The sequence below is a fragment of the Bradyrhizobium sp. LeoB3 genome (assembly GCF_055456055.1).
Genome location: NZ_JBVBEF010000058.1, coordinates 21,308 through 37,941, shown reverse-complemented (window position 1 = coordinate 37,941; position 16,634 = coordinate 21,308). Strand labels below are relative to the sequence as shown.

The window sequence follows — 16,634 nt, the reverse complement described above, 5'->3', positions numbered from 1 at the left end:
CCATGCTGATTCACGCCAACTCTACCAGACCGTACATTTCAGCACAAAACCGCACAAAGCCGCCGACGGCGCGGCGTACGGCGCCTGCCTGCGGCTGAACAATGCCGATCATTCTGCTCGCGCCTCGACGCACTTTCCCGAAGATTTTGCGTATCCAAGACGTCCCTCGGGAGAAGGAAATGACGACGTGCGATTGTATCGCGACCGGCCGCCCGCGCCTGTCGCGCAGGATGCGAATAGCGCTGTTCTTTCTGGCGGAAGGCATTGCCGCGCTCATGATCGGGTTCGCGGCACTCTTTGTGAACTTCGCGCCGGCATGGTCGGCAGGGATCAAGCCACCGGCAGCGTACATCAAGCCGGGCGATGCCCGTTCCGGGTCGCTGCTGCTGAAGACCGACGAGGGTTATGACGACGCCCTCAGGCTCGGCACGGATGTCGACCTCACGGTGTCGGGCCCGACCATCCGCGCCCGCGTCACGCAAATTTTCCGCAACCCGACCAAGGACTGGGTCGAAGCGGTCTACGTCTATCCGCTGCCGGCTGGCGGCGCGGTCGACACGCTGAAGATGGTGGTCGGCGATCGCATCGTGGTCGGCGACATCAAGGAGCGCAAGCAGGCGCGCGTCATCTACGAGCAGGCCAAACAGAACGGCCAGAAGGCGGCGCTGACCGAACAGGAGCGGCCGAACATCTTCACCAACTCGGTCGCCAATATCGGCCCGGGCGAGACCGTGCTGGTGCAGATCGAATATCAGGAGCCGGTGCAGCAGTTCGGCAACGAATTCTCGCTGCGCGTGCCGATGGTGGTGGCACCACGCTACAATCCCGCGCCGATCGTGCAGAGCGTCGACCTTCGCCCCGATGGCGGCGGCTGGGGTGCAACGAAGTCCGATCCCGTTCCCGATCGCGACCGCATCACGCCGACGGTGCTCGACCCGGCCAAGCATGCGCCGGTCAATCCGACCAACATCACCGTTCGCCTGCAGGCTGGCTTTCCGCTCGGCGAGGTGAAAAGCCATCATCACATCGTGAAGATCGAAGACGTCGACGATGCGACGCGGGTCATCAAGCTCGCCGAAGGGCTCGTGCCGGCGGACCGCGATTTCGAACTGACCTGGAAGCCTGCCGCCGAAAAGGCGCCATCAGTCGGCCTGTTCCGCGAGCATGTCGGTGACGCCGACTATCTGCTCGCTTTCGTCACCCCGCCTGCCGTCGTTGAGGCCGAGCAGAAGCCGCGACCGCGCGAAGTGATCTTCGTCATCGACAATTCCGGCTCGATGGGCGGCACCTCGATCGTGCAGGCAAAAGCGAGCCTGATTTACGCGCTCGGACGGCTGCAGCCGAACGACCGCTTCAACGTGATCCGTTTCGACGACACCATGGACGTGCTGTTTCCATCAGCGGTGCCGGCCGACAGCGAGCATCTCGGCCGCGCCACCGCCTTCGTGAGCGCGCTGCGGGCCAATGGTGGCACGGAAATGGTGCCGGCGATGCGGGCGGCGCTGACAGACCGTTCGGATGGTGATTCCGATCATGTCCGCCAGGTCGTGTTCCTGACCGACGGCGCTGTTGGCAACGAGCAGCAATTGTTCGAGACGATCACGGCGATGCGCGGCCGCTCGCGTATCTTCATGGTTGGCATCGGCTCGGCGCCCAACACCTATCTGATGACGCGCGCCGCCGAGCTTGGCCGCGGCGCCTTTACCCATATCGGCTCCACCGACCAGGTCGAGGAGCGCATGCGCGCGCTGTTCGCCAAGCTCGAGAATCCCGCGGTGACCAATCTTTCGGCCAAATTCTCCGAGGCGCATGCCGAGGTCACGCCGGCGATCCTTCCCGACCTCTATCGCGGCGAGCCGCTGGTGCTGGCGGCCAGGCTCGACAAGCTCGCAGGCTCGGTCGAGATCAGGGGCCGCATCGGCGATCGCCCCTGGCTCGTGACGCTGCCACTGGCGAACGCCGCCGAAGGCAAGGGCCTGTCGAAGCTGTGGGCGCGGCGCAAGATCGACGATGCCGAGGTTGCGCGCACCACGCGGCAGGCGAGTCCTGACGATGCCGACAAGACCATCCTCGCACTGGCGCTCGAGCATCAGCTCGTGACCCGGCTCACCAGCCTGGTTGCGATCGACAAGACTCCGAGCCGGCCCGATGGCGAGCCGCTGAAAGTGAGCGAATTGCCGCTCAACCTGCCCGCCGGCTGGGATTTCGCAAAGGTCTTCGGCGATGGCCCGCAATTGCCGGTGGCACCAATCGAGCGGCGCGCGGAAGGCGATGGCCGGACGCAGCTCGCCGCCCTGAAACGCCCGGCAGTGGTGCAGGCGCCCGACACGGTCAAGCTGCCGAAGACCGCGACCGACGCCGAACTGAAGATGATCGCGGGCGCGATCCTGCTCGTGCTCAGCCTGCTCCTGTTCGCATTCATCCGGCGTCAGAACTTCGCCCACTGATGCCGAATGAAAAGAGGGGCGTCCCCCCCTCTTGGCGCGCGCGGCCTCCCGTCCCCGAGCGCCGCGCGCGTCTCTTTCCACACGCGTCATTGCGAGCGCAGCGAAGCAATCCATGCCACCACTTGCGGAGAGATGGATTGCTTCGTCGCTGCGCTCCTCGCAATGACGGCGGAGTATCGGTCAAATGCCGCGTTTCCTTGCCCCTCTCCTCCTCGCCCTTCTCGGCTTGATCCTGTTCGGCCAGGGTGCCTATATCCACGCCAAGGCCCTCCTCGCGCAGGTCCTCCTTGAACGCGCGTTTGCAAGAACCATCGCGACCGGGCATCCGACGAAACCATGGTCATGGGCCGACACCTGGCCGGTCGCACGCATCGAGGTGAAGCGGCTCGATGCCAGCACCATCGTGCTCGCGGGCTCCAGCGGTCAGGCGCTCGCCTTCGGCCCGGGCCATGTCGAACTCACACCCGACGCCGGCGAACGCGGCGTTGCCGTCTATTCCGCGCATCGCGACACCCATTTTCGTTTCCTGAAGGACGTCGTCATTGGCGACGAGATCGATATCACCCGCAGCGACGGCAAGATCTTCCGCTATCGCGCCGACAGAAGCTCCGTGGTGCGCTTCGATGCCTCCGGCATCGATCCGCTCTCGAACGGATACGAGCTGGTGCTCTCGACCTGTTGGCCATTCGACGCGCTGACATCGGGGCCGGAACGCTATCTCCTGCACGCGACGATGATCGAATCCGGCTCCTCGCGCATGACAACACCGTGAATATTGTCCGCGCGGTGGGATATCGCATCAAAGCGTAGCGGCATGCAGCCAAGGTGAGTTGCCACGCCGCGCAGGGCTCAATAGAAATAGCAAAAAAACATGGCGCACAGTGTTCGCTGCAGCGCCACAGGAAACGACAAGGCAGAGTCCATGGAAGCTCAATTCAGCCCCGCGTCTGCTCCGACTGAGAAATGGTTGCCGTCGCGTGATGCCAGCGACGTGATCAAGCAGATCCATGCGATGCTGCACCCGCGCAACATCGTGCTGGTCGGCGCCACCGACAAGCCCGGCAATTACGCCGAGCGAATCTGGAACAACCTGATCAAATACGGATACCGCGGCGGGCTCTATCCGGTTAACGCCAAGCGCGAGACGATCTGGGGCGTCACCTGTTACAAGGATTTCGCGAGCCTCCCCGACAAGCCAGATCATGTGCTCGTGCTGGTGCCGGCGCGCTTTGCGGTGCAGGTGATCCGCGATGCGGCTGCCGCCGGCGCGCGCTCGGCGACCATCGTCACCTCCGGCTTCAGCGAGTTGCAGGACGAAGAAAGTCAACGCCTCGCGGTGGACTTGAAGAAGGCGGTGCACGAGACCGGGCTTGCCGTTACCGGACCAAATTGTCTTGGGAACCTGAGCGCCGGTGAAAACCTCTTCACCAATATCGACGACCGCATCGTCACGATGGAAGCCGGGCCGGTCGCGATCGCCGGCCAATCCGGCGCGATCGTGATGGCGATCCGCCAGACGTTGGAGGATCGCGGCGTCGGTGTCGGCTACATGGTGACGACCGGCAACGAGAGCGGGCTGACCACGCCCGACCTGATGACCTATTTCGCCACTGACCCGAGCATCCGCGTCATCGTGGTGTACCTGGAGGGCGTGCGGAACACGAAGGCGTTCCGCGATGCCTGCAAGGCTGCGCGTGCCGCCGGCAAGCCGGTGATCGCGCTCAAGCTCGGCGCGTCCGAGGGCGGCCGCGCCGCGGCGATGGCGCATACCGGCGCGCTCGCCGGCTCGATCGAGACCTTTGACGCGATCTCGACCCGCGAAGGCGTGATCCGGGTCCGCGGCCTCGATGAATTGATCGAGACCACCGAATGCTTCGTGCATGCCGACCTGCCGAAGGGCAACCGGCTCGCCGCGGTATCGCTGTCCGGCGGCAAGCGCGGGCTCCTGATCGACGCATTCTATGCGGCCGGATTGAACTTCGCGCCGCTCAGCCCGAACGCGACCGAGCAACTCGCCAAGATGCTCGGTCCCGGCAGCATTGTCGGCAATCCGCTGGACGCCGGCTTTGCCGCCGTGGTCGATCCCTCCGTCTACATGAAGTCGATCAAGATCATGATCGATGACCCTGATACCGACATCGTCATCATCGACGCCGAACTGCCGAAGGCGCCTCATGAATTGCGCGAACGCAATCTTCGCATCGTCAACGAGATGGCTGCCAAGGCGGGCAAGCCCGTGATCTATATCAGCGCGATGTCGATCGGCTTCACCGAGCACACCAAGGCGCTGCGCAAGACGCTGCAGAGCGTCGCCGTGCTGCAGGGGCTCGACCGCGCGGTCGGCGCGATCAAGTCGCTGATCGAATACGCGCAGCTTCGCAAGGAAGTACCTGATATCGTCTCGAGCTCGTCAGCACCCGCGCGCGCGATGCTGGAGAAGGCGCTGAACGGCGCCAACGGCACGGCTGCGCTCGACGAGGTCGCGTCGAAGAAGCTGCTCAAGGCGTACGGCATTCCGATCTCGAAGGAGGAGATCGCGCAGACGGCAACTGAAGCTGCGACGATCGCCAGGAAGATCGGCTTCCCCGTGGTCGCCAAGGTGGTCAGCCCCGATATCCTGCACAAGTCCGATATCGGCGGCGTGGTGCTGAACCTCAATAGCGCGACCGAGGTGAAGAAGGCGTTCAACGACATCACGGCGCGGGTCAGAAAGCTGAAGAACAAGCCGAAGCTCGAGGGCATCCTGATCGCACAGCAGGTCAAGGCCGATCTGGAGCTCGTGGTCGGTGCCTCACTCGACGCCGAGATGGGCCCCGTGGTGCTGTTCGGCACCGGCGGCGTCGATATCGAACTAATGAAGGACGTCGCGCTTGCCGGCGCGCCGCTCGACGCGGAAGAGGCAAAACAGCTCATCGCGAAGACAAAAGCCGGCATCAAGCTGAAGGGCTATCGCGGCAGGCCGGCACTGCACGAAGCCTCCGCCGTGAAGGCGCTGGTCGGGCTCTCCAACCTGATCGCGGATGCCGGCAACCGCATCGCCTCGATCGATATCAATCCGTTCCTGATCAACACGAAGCTGGGCGTTGCGGTGGATGCGCTGATCGTGCTGAACAACGCCGCGGTAAATAAAGCGGTGGGGCATTGATCTCTTCTCGTCATGCGCGGGCTTGGCCCGCGCATCCGTCGAGAAATGAGTCTTGTGGGAAGGATGGATTGCCGGGTCAAGCCCGGCAATGACGCCAGGAGCTAGAACCCCGCGCCCCACTGCCTTGCGGTCTGCAAGATCCAGTCGCGATACAGCGTCAGTGGCGTGACGCCGGTGATGCCGCCGCAGCCCGCGGCATTGTTCGGTCCGGTCGACCAGCTGATGACGCCGATTATCGCAGGCCCGGTCTGCTTGTCCTCCAATACCGGGCCGCCGGAATCGCCGGTGCAGGCCCCCAGCCCGTCGCGCGCGCCCTTGGCGAGCGGATCGACGAGGCGGATCTGCTGCGTGCCGGGCTGGCCGGTCGCGATCAGGCCGGCGACGCGGACCATGCCGCCGCTTTTGCCATCGCCGCGCACGGTGACGCCGATCCCTGCGATGGTGAAGCGGCTGCCGACGACAACCGGAATGTTCGGCGCACCGAGTGCCGCGGGCGCCTTGCCGGCGGCCGGCGCGGCAAGCTGCAGCAGCGCCACGTCGGCCGTGGCACGATGGGACGTCATGGCGTCCATCCTGAATGCGGGATGGATCGCGATGCTCTTGACGTCCTTCAATTGCGGCTGCCGGTCCGGGCCATATTCGACGATCTTGTAGTCCGCGCCGGGCTGCACGCAATGCGCCGCCGTCAGCACCACTTTCGGCGCGATCAGCGCGCCGGTGCAGAAGTTGCCGCGCGAGCCGACGATGGTGATGATGGAACGACCGACACCTTCGGCGGACGGCACGCCGCCGCCGACAATGGCGGAGGCCGGCGTGGAGGCGAGCAGCGTGAGCCCTGCAAATGTCGCGATTGCTTTCATGGGCACAGCAATAGCTTGCGCCGCGCGCATCGCCAAGCCGGCGCATTCAGGCGAAAGCGTTTTCGAGCGAAGTGGATACCGGTTCGCGTGAAGAAAACGCGTCAAAACAAGAATCTAGAGCTTCGGTTCTGATTCAATCAGAACCGAATATGCTCTGGCTCCGCAAATCGATCCGTGTTAGCGGCTCGGTCAACACACATAACGACAGGCAGCAGGAAATGATCGAGGCAGTGATCTGGGATTTCGGCGGCGTCTTGACCACCTCGCCGTTCGAGGCATTCACCCGGTTCGAGACCGAACGCGGCCTGCCCGCCGACATCGTCCGCCGCACCAACGCCGCCAACCACCTCGAAAACGCCTGGGCGAAATTCGAGCGCGCCGAGATCGATATCGAAACCTTCGATATGCTGTTCGCCGCCGAATCGCTGGCGCTCGGCGCCGAGGTGCGCGGCAGGGACGTGCTGCCGCTGCTGCAGGGCGACCTACGCCCTGAAATGGTAGAAGCGCTGAAGCGCATCAATGCCAAATTCAAGACCGGCTGCATCACCAACAATCTGCCGGCGAACGCAATCGGAAGCAGAAGCGGCCGCACACTCTATGTCGCCGAGGTGATGGCGCTGTTCGATCACGTGATCGAATCCGCCAAGATCGGCCTGCGCAAGCCCGATCCGCGCATCTACAAGCTGATGGTAGAAACGCTGAAGGTCGATCCAAGCAATTGCGTCTATCTCGACGATCTCGGCGTCAACCTGAAGCCCGCGCGCGAAATGGGCATGACCACAATCAAGGTGGTCAGCGCGGACCAGGCGATTTCCGAGCTTGAGGCGGCAACCGGGCTGGTATTGCGCTAGGCACGGACTTCTCCCTCTCCCCGCCCCGTTCTTACGGGGGAAGGTTGGGGTGAAAGGCAGCCTGCGCAAACACCATGACAGATGGACTCGCGGAGAGTTCCCCCCACCCGAAATTCAAGCTGCGCTTGAATGTCGACCTCTCCCCGCAAGCGGAGTGAGGTGAGACCGAGCGCGCTTGCAACGCCAACGAGTCATTCGGCCTTGATCTTGGCGGTACGGATGATGTTGCCCCAGCGTTCGGTCTCGGACTTGATGAAGGCGCGGAAATCCTCGGGCGAACCGCCTTTGACTACGGCGCCCATCTCGCGAAGGCTGTCCTTCACCCTCTGATCGCCGAGCGCGAGGTCGATCTCCTTGTTCAATCGCACCACGATCTCCTTTGGCGTGCCGGCCGGAACCAGGAAGCCCCACCAGACGGTGGCCTCGACGCCGGGGAAACCGGCCTCGGTGACGGTCGGGACATCCGGCAACAGCACCAGTCGCTCGCGCGAGCTGACGGCGACGGGACGGAGCTGGTTGGCGCGAATCTGCGGCATGCCCTGCACGGGATCGACGAACATGAAGGAGACGCGGCCGGCTATGATATCGACCATCGCCTGCGCGCCGCCCTTGTACGGCACATGCAGCGCCTGGATGCCGGTCACCTGCTTGAAGATCTCCGCCGCAAGATGGCCCGAGGTGCCGGTGCCGGCGGAGGCAAAGGTGAGCTTGTCCGGCGTCGCCTTGGCCATGTCGACGAGGTCCTTGACCGTCTTGGCCTCGAATTGCGGCTGCACCACCAGGATCAACGGCGAATAGCCGACCAGGGCGACCGGCTCCAGGTCCTTCTCCGCATTGAACGGCAGGCTGTCGAACAATGCTTCATTGGTCGCGAGGTTGTTGGCAGCGATCAAGACGTTGTAGCCGTCGGGATCGGACTTGGCGACGAAGCCGGTCGCGATATTGCCGCTGGCGCCGGGCCGGTTCTCGATCACGATCGGCTGGCCGAGCTGCGGACCGGCCTGCTGCATCACGGTGCGTGCGACGATATCGACCGCGCCGCCCGCCGAGAACGGCACAGCGACATGAATCGGGCGCTCGGGATAACCGGCAGCAAAAGCCATCCTGGGTAGGCCAGGCAATAGCGTAGCGCCGGCAAGCAGCGACAGGACGGTGCGTCGGTTGATCTGGTCGGTCACGGGCGGGCCTCGTTCGATGTTGCTGATGTGACGGCGCCTCCCGTCTCGCGCCAGCGCAGCAGCGCGGCCGCGGTGCCGCCGAGCACCTGCCGGCGATCGTCATCGGTCAGGAACGGAAGTTCGCGCCGCATATGGTCGAGACATTCGAGATAGGAACACGGCAGGCGCGTGAGATCGGATCCCCACATGATGCGATCGGCGCCGAATGCCTCGAAGGTTCGCCGCAGATAGGGCTCCAGGCTGGCGAACGGATAGGCGCTGTCGGTGTAGCAAGGCAGCGAGCTCGCCTTGATCGCGATGTTCGGAAACCGCGCGAGCGACAGCAGCTCATCGAGATCGGCGAAACAGGCTTGATCGCGTAGCGCGCTCTGCCGCGCCATGTGATCGAGGATGACGGTGAGGCCGGGATAGCGCGCGGCCAGGGTCGCAATCTCCTTGAGCAGGCCGGGCGCGAGCGCCATCAGCGGAATACCGAGGCGCTGGCAGTCCGACCAGAACCATTCGATCGTGCCGGGCACGAGCCACCGCGCCCATTGCGGCTTGTAGAAGGTCATGCGGATGCCGAGCATCCCCGGCTGGTCGAGCCAGGTCTGCAGGCGCTCGCGCGCACCGGCTGCATCCGGGTTGAAACGGCCCATCACCGCAAAGCGCTCGGGAAACCGCTGAGCTGCTTCCAGAGCCGTGTCGTTGGAATCGCCGACGGGCGACGGCGGCACGATCACCGCGCGATCGACGCCGGTGCGGTCCATCATCCCAATCAATTCATCCGCGCCGAGCGGCTCGGAGCGATGCGGCCGCGCGCCGGGGACGGCGACGAAGGACGGCTTGCCGATCTGCTCAGCCGGCCACGGCCGATCGGGCCGATGTGCTTCCCAGAGATGAACCTGCGAGTCCGTGATCACGTAATCGTACCCCGCCCCGCTCAGTTGAAGAATTCCGCGGGAATGCGGCTGTACACGCGCCGCGCATTGCCGGCGAAGATCGCGCGCTTCTCGTCCGCGCTCAGCAGCGTCGAACCATCGATGTAGCGACGCGTATCGTCGTAATTGAAGCCGGTCTGGGGATCGATGCCCTTCACCGCACCGACCATCTCTGAAGCAAACAGGATGTTCTCTGCCGGAATCACCTTCGTCAGCAGGTCGATGCCGGGCTGGTGATAGACGCAGGTGTCGAAGAACACGTTCTTGAGCACGCTTTCTGACAATGGCGGCCGCTTCTGGTCCTGTGCGATGCCGCGGTAGCGGCCCCAATGATAGGGAATGGCGCCGCCGCCATGCGGGATGATCAGCTTCAGCGTCGGAAAGTCCTTGAACAGGTCCGACATCAGGAACTGCATGAAGGCGGTGGTGTCGCCATTGATGTAGTGGCTGCCGGTGGTGTGGAAGACCGGATTGGCGGCGGCGCTGACATGGATCATCGCTGGCACGTCGAGCTCGACCATCTTCTCATACAGCGGATACCACCAGCGGTCGGTCAACGGCGGATCCTTCCAGTAGCCGCCGCTCGGGTCCGGGTTGAGGTTACATCCGACGAAGCCGAGTTCCTCGACGCAGCGCGTCAGCTCGGCGATGCAGTTGTTCGGTTCGACGCCAGGCGATTGCGGCAACTGGCAGACGCCGATGAAATTCTTCGGATAGAGCTTTGTCAGCCGGTAGATCAGCTCGTTCGAGACCCGCGACCAGGCCTCGCTGACCGCGGCGTCACCGATGTGATGGCTCATGCCGGAGGCACGCGGCGAGAACAGCGTCACCGACGTGCCGCGTTCGCGCTGCAGCCGAAGTTGCGCGCCTTCGACCGATTGCCGCAACTCGTCGTCGCTGATCTTGAGCGCATCGACCGAAGGCATCTGCGAGCGATCGCCGATCGCAGCGATCTGACGCTTGCGCCAATCGAGCAATGCCTGCGGCTCCGTGGTGTAATGGCCGTGGCAGTCGATGATCGGCCCGCTCGGGGCCTGTGCGCGGCGCAGCCCTTCCGCCGCTTCGATATTGGTCGGAGGCGAAACGGAAAAAGACCTGCGCGAAGCCATCACGGCCTCGAAAGCCAGTGGCCCGCTGCAGCACGAACAGCCGTTCGGGTGGACCGATCCGGAAAAAGCAAACACGGCATACTCCCTTGCGAACGTCGCGTGCGACGTCGCGATCAAGCGTCAATCTTGCAACCGAGCCGGATCAGCGTGGCGTCGACCCAGGAACGATCGAGCTTGCCCTCCTTGATCAACGCGAGCTGTTTGATCTCGGCCTGCTGCTTGGCCTCGGTCGCCTTCAGCACTTCGGCCGTAACATCGAACGGCACGCAGACGATGCCGTCGCCGTCGCCGACAATGAGATCACCAGGCGCGATCACCATGCCGCCAATCGCGATCGGCACGTTGATCTCGCCGGGGCCGTCCTTATAGGGGCCGCGATGGGTGACGCCGGCGGCGTAGACGGGGAACGTGCCGACGTGGAGCGTGTCGTAGTCGCGGATCGCGCCGTAGATCACGATGCCGGCGATCCCACGCCGCTCGGCCTGCGCCGCCATCATCTCGCCGATCAGGGAATTGGTGAGATCGCCGCCGCCGTCGACCACGATCACATCACCGGGCTCGGCGATGTCGATCGCCTTGTGCACCATCAGATTGTCGCCGGGGCGCGTCTTCACCGTGAAGGCCGGGCCGGCGAGCACGCCTTCCTTGTGGATCGGCCGCAGCGCCGCGCCGCCCGCCGTCATCCGCGACATGGAGTCGCTGATATTGGCGACCGGCAGCTCGCGGAATTTCGCGACCGTCTCGGCATCGACCTTGCGCGCGCGCTTGCAAATCTGGAATCCAATCATCGCCCTCGCCTCCCTTGCCACTTCGGTTGTCCGGGCCGCTGAGCACCTGCGAGCGACGCAGGTTTCCCCTCGGCCTGTTCGTGCTTTTCTGCCGTGATAGGCGCCGCCGGCTATTCCGTCCAATATGATATTGACAGCCTGGCTATACGTTTTGACTATAAGAAGATGGATTATCGCCAGCTTCGTTATTTCATCGCGGTGGCGGAAGAGCTCAGCTTCAGCCGTGCCGCCAGACGGCTGAACATCAGCCAGCCGCCGCTCAGCACCCAGATCAAGGTGATCGAGGCCGAAGTGGGAACAATCCTGCTCAGCCGCGATCGGCACAAGGTCGAACTCACCCCGGCCGGCGAGGTGTTGCTCGACAACGCGCGGCGCGCGGTGAAGCTGCTCGAACAGACCGCCGAGGCGGTGCGGCGCGCCGGCCGAGGCGAAGCCGGCACCATCCGGCTCGCTTTCACCAGTTCGGTCCCGATGCGCGAAGCCTTCGCGCGAATGCTGCGCGCATTTCGCAACCGCTATCCGGACGTGCAGATTGAACTACAGCATCTGGGGACGGGCTCGCAATTCGCAGCCCTCGCGGATGACCAGATCGATTTCGGCATCCTGCGGCCGCCCGCCATGCTGCAGCAGAACCGGAACATCAGGCTCGTGCCGCTGTGGCGCGACCGGTCGCGGCTGTTCTTTCCATCGAGCCATCCGTTTGCCGGCTCGGCTGCGCCGGTCGAGATGACCGATTTGGTCGACCAACCGTTTGTCGGGGTCGAGCCCGTAGTCAATTGCGGCATGCACGAACATCTGATGACGCTGTGCGGCGCGGCCGGATTCGCGCCGCGCATCGCGCAGGAAGCGCGCGAGCTCAACACCGTGCTCGGCCTCGTTTCTGCTGGGCTCGGCATTGCCGTGCTGCCGGAGTGCTATACGTGCATGGCCATACCAGGCGTCTCCAGCCGTCCCATCGCGGGTATCGACGCGGAGAGCTGGCTCATGATCGCGATGCGCGATCGTAACATGCCGCCACTTATGCAGCGCTTCGTCGATGTCGCCTGCAATCTCGGGTGCCGATGCACCGCAACTGGTGCCGTCGACGACCGTCAACCCAAGCGAACAGCGCCCCGCCTCGTTGAGTCTCAGCGAGCAAAGACATCGCCCTTTCGCGCACGAGGTCGAGATGTGTGAACAGCGAGACATGATGGCCGCGCAGATCACCCGACAGGGCGCGGGCGAGCAGCCATGACTGATCGTGACCGCCCATGCCACCATGGATGGCGAGGATCGCCGGGCCCTCGCCGCCCATGGCGCATTCGATGGTGCCGCGAGATGTCCGCACCAGGGGCGGTGTCGACCCGGTGAGCGGCGGCGCTTCCAAATCCCGGGTCATTGCGCGTCTCCGCGCGCTATCTCGTTGAGCTGGCGGATGAGGATCGCGGCTTCGGCAGGAGGCTTGCGCTCGATGCGTCGATACTCGCGCCCGTCACGCGTTCGCGAGACGAGACCGTTGCCGCACAGCGAGCGGCGCAGTATCGCGGGATCCTCGAAGACATGTCGTGTGATCAGGAACGCTGTCACTTCCGCTTCGGTAAAACTGCGCCGGGAAGGGAAAGCGGACCATAGTACCCAAAGGCAGAGATTCTGCAGGCTTTGCCTGGCCGGCCAGCGTAGCAGCCTGCCCTCTGCATCGAAATGACGGGTGGCGCGCTTCACGCGCCCGTAGTCGACCGCCTCAGGTTCATCGGCGGCAGGCTTGCCGCTTTGATGCTGGCCGTCGAGCGCTTGGGCACGGAGTTGCTGGTAATTCCGATGCCCCGTCGATCGCGCAAGCATGTTGAGCAGCTCAACATGGCTCGGCGCGGAGGTGCGCCCCATAAGCTGGCCGCGCAGCGATTTTGCAAGCGCGGAGATGTCGACCGCGGCAAACGGAACGGGAATCCTGGACATGACCAATCCTCGTAGTGCCGATCCAGAACGGATTGTCGGAGGTCACCGGCTTGCGACGCGGCACGAGGTTGGTGTCGGTTCGATTCTCGCCTTGCAGGTTTAGCTTCCCTTAGGGGACGGTGACGCCTGGGTGAACTGCAGACCCTGCCAGAGCCATAATACGGCGCCCACCGAAGATCAACAGCGTCAATCGGCCGGCGCGCCGCTCACGCGGCAGTTCGGGTCAAGCTCATGCCAGTTGCTGCGGGCCTAGGCTGCCGAGCCACATGCGGGCCGAGTGGATATTGTGAAAGTCCTTGATCGCAATTTCCCGAGCCAGCTTCGAATGAATGCTTCCGATCGAGACCTTGCCGAAGAATGTCAGCGACACGGCAGTGGCAACGGCCTTGAGACCCGCCGCGCGCGCCCGCGGCAGCCAATTTTCCACGATCCACTTCTGATCTTCCGCGTGGACGATCGGCAGGTCCGAATCATCGCCCAGGATCCTGTCGGCGGCATGCTGCGTGAGCATGCCAAGGATGATCTCATGAACGAAGCGAAGCTGGGCGCTGGTCGCGTATTTCCGCCACACCACTGCAATGCAGGGTATGCTTTCGTCATATGAGAGCGAACAGATCGGGTTGTCGTGCGGACTGTTCAACAAGTGGATCCCATCGATGGATTCGGTTTCGATGATCCGCTTCAGCTCCGCCAGCGCGCCCATTCTGTCCCTCTTCTGTCGGCTGCGTTCCCACGCGAGACAGCGGCATACTAGCGATCTGCCGGGGCATTTGGAACACCGTGCAGAGCGATCATGGTTGCGGCGTGCTGCGGTTCCATCTGCCGCATGTCGGGCACACGCTGCAGGCTTTCGATCATCGCCCGTGCGATCTCGCGCTCGCCCATGATGACGGTATCGGCGCCCAGTCGCGTGAGATGATCGACCTCGGCATCCGAATGGGCGCGGGCGATGATCCGGATTTGTGGATTGGCGACGCGCGCCTGCTGAACGATCTGTCCGGCTTCGAACGCTTCGGGAATCGCGACCACGAGATATCGGGCGGCGGACGGATTGGCGGCGGCGAGCACGTCGGCGCGGACCGCATTGCCCATGATCGCCTCGATATTGTTCTGCTTGAGCCCGGCGACGACCGCATCGGCATCTTCGATGACGAGGAACGGCTGGCCCGCCTCCTTCATGGCGCTGCCGACGATGTTCCCGACCCTGCCGTAGCCGACCAGGATCGCGTGATCGGTCAGGCTCGTGACCGGGATCGGTTCGCGGGCGGCAGGAGCGGCTGTCTCCCCCGATGACCGATCCCGATCATGGCGCGCTATCAGCCAATCCACGCCTGCGAAGATCAGCGGATTGAGCATGATCGAGAGGATCGCTCCGGCCAGGATCAGGTCGCGACCTTCCTTGGGAAGCAGATTCGTTACAACGCCGATCTCCGCCAGAATGAACGAGAACTCACCGATCTGGGCAAGACTGGCCGAGATCGTCAACGCCGTAGAGACCGGGTGCCGGAACGCCAGCACGATCAGGAAGGCTGCTACCGACTTGCCGATTGTGATGATGAAGAGCGTGGCGATCAGCGGCCACGGCTCGCGGATCACGCTCATCGGATCGAACAGCATGCCGACGGAAACGAAGAACAGCACCGCAAAAGCGTCCCGCAGCGGCAGCGACTCCTGCGCGGCGCGCTGGCTGAGCGGGGATTCCGTCAGCATCATCCCGGCGAAGAAGGCGCCGAGCGCGAGCGAAACGTCGAACAGCTTGGTCGCACCGAATGCAACGCCGAGCGCGATCGCCAGCACGGCGAGCCGGAACAGCTCGCGGGAGCCGGTGTGCGCAACATAGTGGAGGATCCAGGGGATGAGCCTGCGCCCCACCACCAGCATCAGGGCGATGAACAGGCCGACCTTGGCGACTGTGAGCAACAATGTGCCCGTGAGTCCAAGACCAAGGCGCGCCGCGAGCGGACCGGCGGTCTGCGCATCGCCGTTGCCGCCGAGCACGCTCGCAAGCGCGGGCAGCAGCACGAGCGCGAGCACCATCGCCAGATCTTCGACAATCAGCCAGCCGACGGCGATCTTGCCCCGATCGGTATCCATCAACCGCCGCTCCTGCATCGCGCGAAGCAGCACGACGGTGCTGGCGACCGACAATGCCAGCCCGAACACGAGGCCCGCTCCAACTGACCATTCCATGGCCAGGGCGAGTCCGAGCCCCATCAGCGTCGCGACGGCGATCTGGACGACGGCACCGGGCAGCGCGATGGCGCGGACAGACAGGAGATCGTTGAGAGAGAAGTGCAGGCCCACCCCGAACATCAGCAGGATGATGCCTAGTTCCGCCAGCTCCGTTGCCAGCGACTGGTCCGCCACGAAGCCGGGCGTAAAGGGGCCGGCCGCAACTCCCGCGAGCAGATAGCCAACCAATGGTGGAAGTCGGAACCGCTGGGCGAGGGCACCGAACACAAAAGCGAGCCCAAGCCCTGCGACAATGGTCGCGATAAGTGGCGTATCATGCAGCATTTTCGGCTTTTCGCACAATCTGCCGCCGATGTCTCGCGAACCATTTGTGGCGGCGTGTCGCACTCGCTGCTTGCGCTGATTGGCCCCTAGCCGGGTGGAGCGCAGCGCAACCCGGAACCTCTGCATCAACGTTTACGAGCGGTCCCGGGTTACGCTGACGCTCCACCCGGGCTACATACCACCACGATGAAAACAGACACGCAGTCCCTCAGGATCGAAGTCGAACATGCCGGCGCGGTCTCGGCGCTGCTGCTTCGTCCGCCGCAGGCGCGCGCCACTTACGTGTTTGCCCACGGTGCCGGTGCCGGCATAACGCATGCCTCGATGGAGGCGATTGCCGCAGGCCTTGCCGCGCGCGGCATCGCGACGTTGCGTTACCAGTTCCCCTACATGGAGAAAGGCAGCAAGCGCCCCGATCCGCCCGCGATTGCGCATGCCACCGTGCGCGCCGCGGTGGCGAAAGCTGCAGAGCGGTGCGCCGGGCTGCCGATCTTTGCCGGCGGTAAATCCTTCGGCGGACGGATGACCTCGCAGGCTCAGGCAATCAAGCCGCTTGCCGGCGTGCGCGGCCTGGTGTTTCTCGCCTTCCCGCTGCATATAGCCGGAAAGCCATCCACCGAGCGGGCAAAGCATCTCGCGGATATCAAAATCCCGATGCTGTTCCTGCAGGGCACGCGCGATGCGTTGGCGGAATTGAAGCTGCTCGAGCCGGCGGTCAAGGAGCTCGGATCATTGGCGACGCTGCATCTGGTGAAGGAAGCCGATCATTCCTTCCATGTGCTGGTCCGTTCAGGCCGCAACGACCGCGAGGTGATGGACGAGGTGCTCGATGCATTCGCAGCGTGGGTGGATTCGGTCCTTTGAAGGCGCCTTCCGTTAAGTGA

Annotated in this window: 14 protein-coding genes; 6 read left to right on the top strand and 8 right to left on the bottom strand. The window is 64.0% G+C overall.

All coding sequences use genetic code 11. From position 1 onward, the window contains the following. The first annotated feature begins 230 nt into the window (after window positions 1–230). From ACZXDY_RS29665 to ACZXDY_RS29655, 3 genes are all read left to right on the top strand, one after another. Window positions 231–2,447 (top strand): marine proteobacterial sortase target protein, encoded by a 2,217-nt coding sequence (locus tag ACZXDY_RS29665; RefSeq protein ID WP_464347955.1) that lies wholly within the window; start codon window positions 231–233, stop codon window positions 2,445–2,447. A 184-nt stretch (window positions 2,448–2,631) separates the two neighbouring features. Then, complete coding sequence (locus ACZXDY_RS29660; protein WP_464347943.1) at window positions 2,632–3,219, top strand: class GN sortase; 588 nt, start codon at window positions 2,632–2,634, stop codon at window positions 3,217–3,219. A 150-nt stretch (window positions 3,220–3,369) separates the two neighbouring features. Then, the gene (locus ACZXDY_RS29655; protein WP_464347942.1) at window positions 3,370–5,592 is read left to right on the top strand and encodes an acetate--CoA ligase family protein; all 2,223 of its coding nucleotides are present in this window, start codon (window positions 3,370–3,372) and stop codon (window positions 5,590–5,592) included. 101 nt (window positions 5,593–5,693) lie between these two features. Here the strand turns inward: ACZXDY_RS29655 and ACZXDY_RS29650 are convergent, their stop codons facing one another. Next, a complete protein-coding gene (locus ACZXDY_RS29650; protein WP_464347941.1) occupies window positions 5,694–6,452 on the bottom strand; it encodes a S1 family peptidase in 759 nt (252 codons plus the stop codon). A gap of 218 nt (window positions 6,453–6,670) precedes the next feature. Here ACZXDY_RS29650 and ACZXDY_RS29645 point away from each other — a divergent pair, with 218 nt between their 5' ends. After that, complete coding sequence (locus tag ACZXDY_RS29645) at window positions 6,671–7,303, top strand: HAD-IA family hydrolase (protein WP_028167274.1); 633 nt, start codon at window positions 6,671–6,673, stop codon at window positions 7,301–7,303. 191 nt (window positions 7,304–7,494) lie between these two features. Here ACZXDY_RS29645 and ACZXDY_RS29640 read toward each other — a convergent pair whose 3' ends face one another. From ACZXDY_RS29640 to ACZXDY_RS29625, 4 genes are all read right to left on the bottom strand, one after another. Next, entirely contained in the window at window positions 7,495–8,481 is a 987-nt protein-coding gene (locus ACZXDY_RS29640; RefSeq protein WP_464347940.1) for a Bug family tripartite tricarboxylate transporter substrate binding protein, read from the bottom strand. Continuing rightward, window positions 8,478–9,383: an amidohydrolase family protein gene (locus ACZXDY_RS29635; RefSeq protein ID WP_464347939.1), complete on the bottom strand. Its 906-nt coding sequence runs from the start codon at window positions 9,381–9,383 to the stop codon at window positions 8,478–8,480. Before ACZXDY_RS29635 ends, ACZXDY_RS29640 begins: the two co-directional genes overlap by 4 nt. A 20-nt stretch (window positions 9,384–9,403) precedes the next feature. Then, entirely contained in the window at window positions 9,404–10,510 is a 1,107-nt protein-coding gene (locus ACZXDY_RS29630; RefSeq protein WP_464347938.1) for an amidohydrolase family protein, read from the bottom strand. Window positions 10,511–10,623: 113 nt separating this feature from the next. Continuing rightward, complete coding sequence (locus ACZXDY_RS29625; RefSeq protein ID WP_464347937.1) at window positions 10,624–11,298, bottom strand: RraA family protein; 675 nt, start codon at window positions 11,296–11,298, stop codon at window positions 10,624–10,626. A gap of 165 nt (window positions 11,299–11,463) precedes the next feature. On the opposite strand from ACZXDY_RS29625, the gene ACZXDY_RS29620 reads away from it, so the two are divergent. Beyond that, window positions 11,464–12,474: a LysR substrate-binding domain-containing protein gene (locus tag ACZXDY_RS29620; RefSeq protein ID WP_464347936.1), complete on the top strand. Its 1,011-nt coding sequence runs from the start codon at window positions 11,464–11,466 to the stop codon at window positions 12,472–12,474. Between the two features lie 198 nt (window positions 12,475–12,672). Here ACZXDY_RS29620 and ACZXDY_RS29615 read toward each other — a convergent pair whose 3' ends face one another. From ACZXDY_RS29615 to ybaL, 3 genes are all read right to left on the bottom strand, one after another. Continuing rightward, window positions 12,673–13,233 (bottom strand): DUF2087 domain-containing protein, encoded by a 561-nt coding sequence (locus ACZXDY_RS29615; protein ID WP_464347935.1) that lies wholly within the window; start codon window positions 13,231–13,233, stop codon window positions 12,673–12,675. Between the two features lie 229 nt (window positions 13,234–13,462). Then, a complete protein-coding gene (locus tag ACZXDY_RS29610; protein ID WP_028168482.1) occupies window positions 13,463–13,936 on the bottom strand; it encodes a hypothetical protein in 474 nt (157 codons plus the stop codon). A 47-nt stretch (window positions 13,937–13,983) separates the two neighbouring features. Further along, window positions 13,984–15,750, bottom strand: coding sequence for a YbaL family putative K(+) efflux transporter (gene ybaL / locus ACZXDY_RS29605; RefSeq protein ID WP_130228121.1), 1,767 nt, complete (start codon window positions 15,748–15,750; stop codon window positions 13,984–13,986). A 186-nt stretch (window positions 15,751–15,936) separates the two neighbouring features. On the opposite strand from ybaL, the gene ACZXDY_RS29600 reads away from it, so the two are divergent. Continuing rightward, window positions 15,937–16,614 carry an alpha/beta hydrolase family protein gene (locus ACZXDY_RS29600; RefSeq protein ID WP_051397227.1) on the top strand — a complete coding sequence of 226 codons (678 nt, stop codon included), beginning with the start codon at window positions 15,937–15,939 and terminating at the stop codon, window positions 16,612–16,614. Window positions 16,615–16,634: the final 20 nt, after the last annotated feature.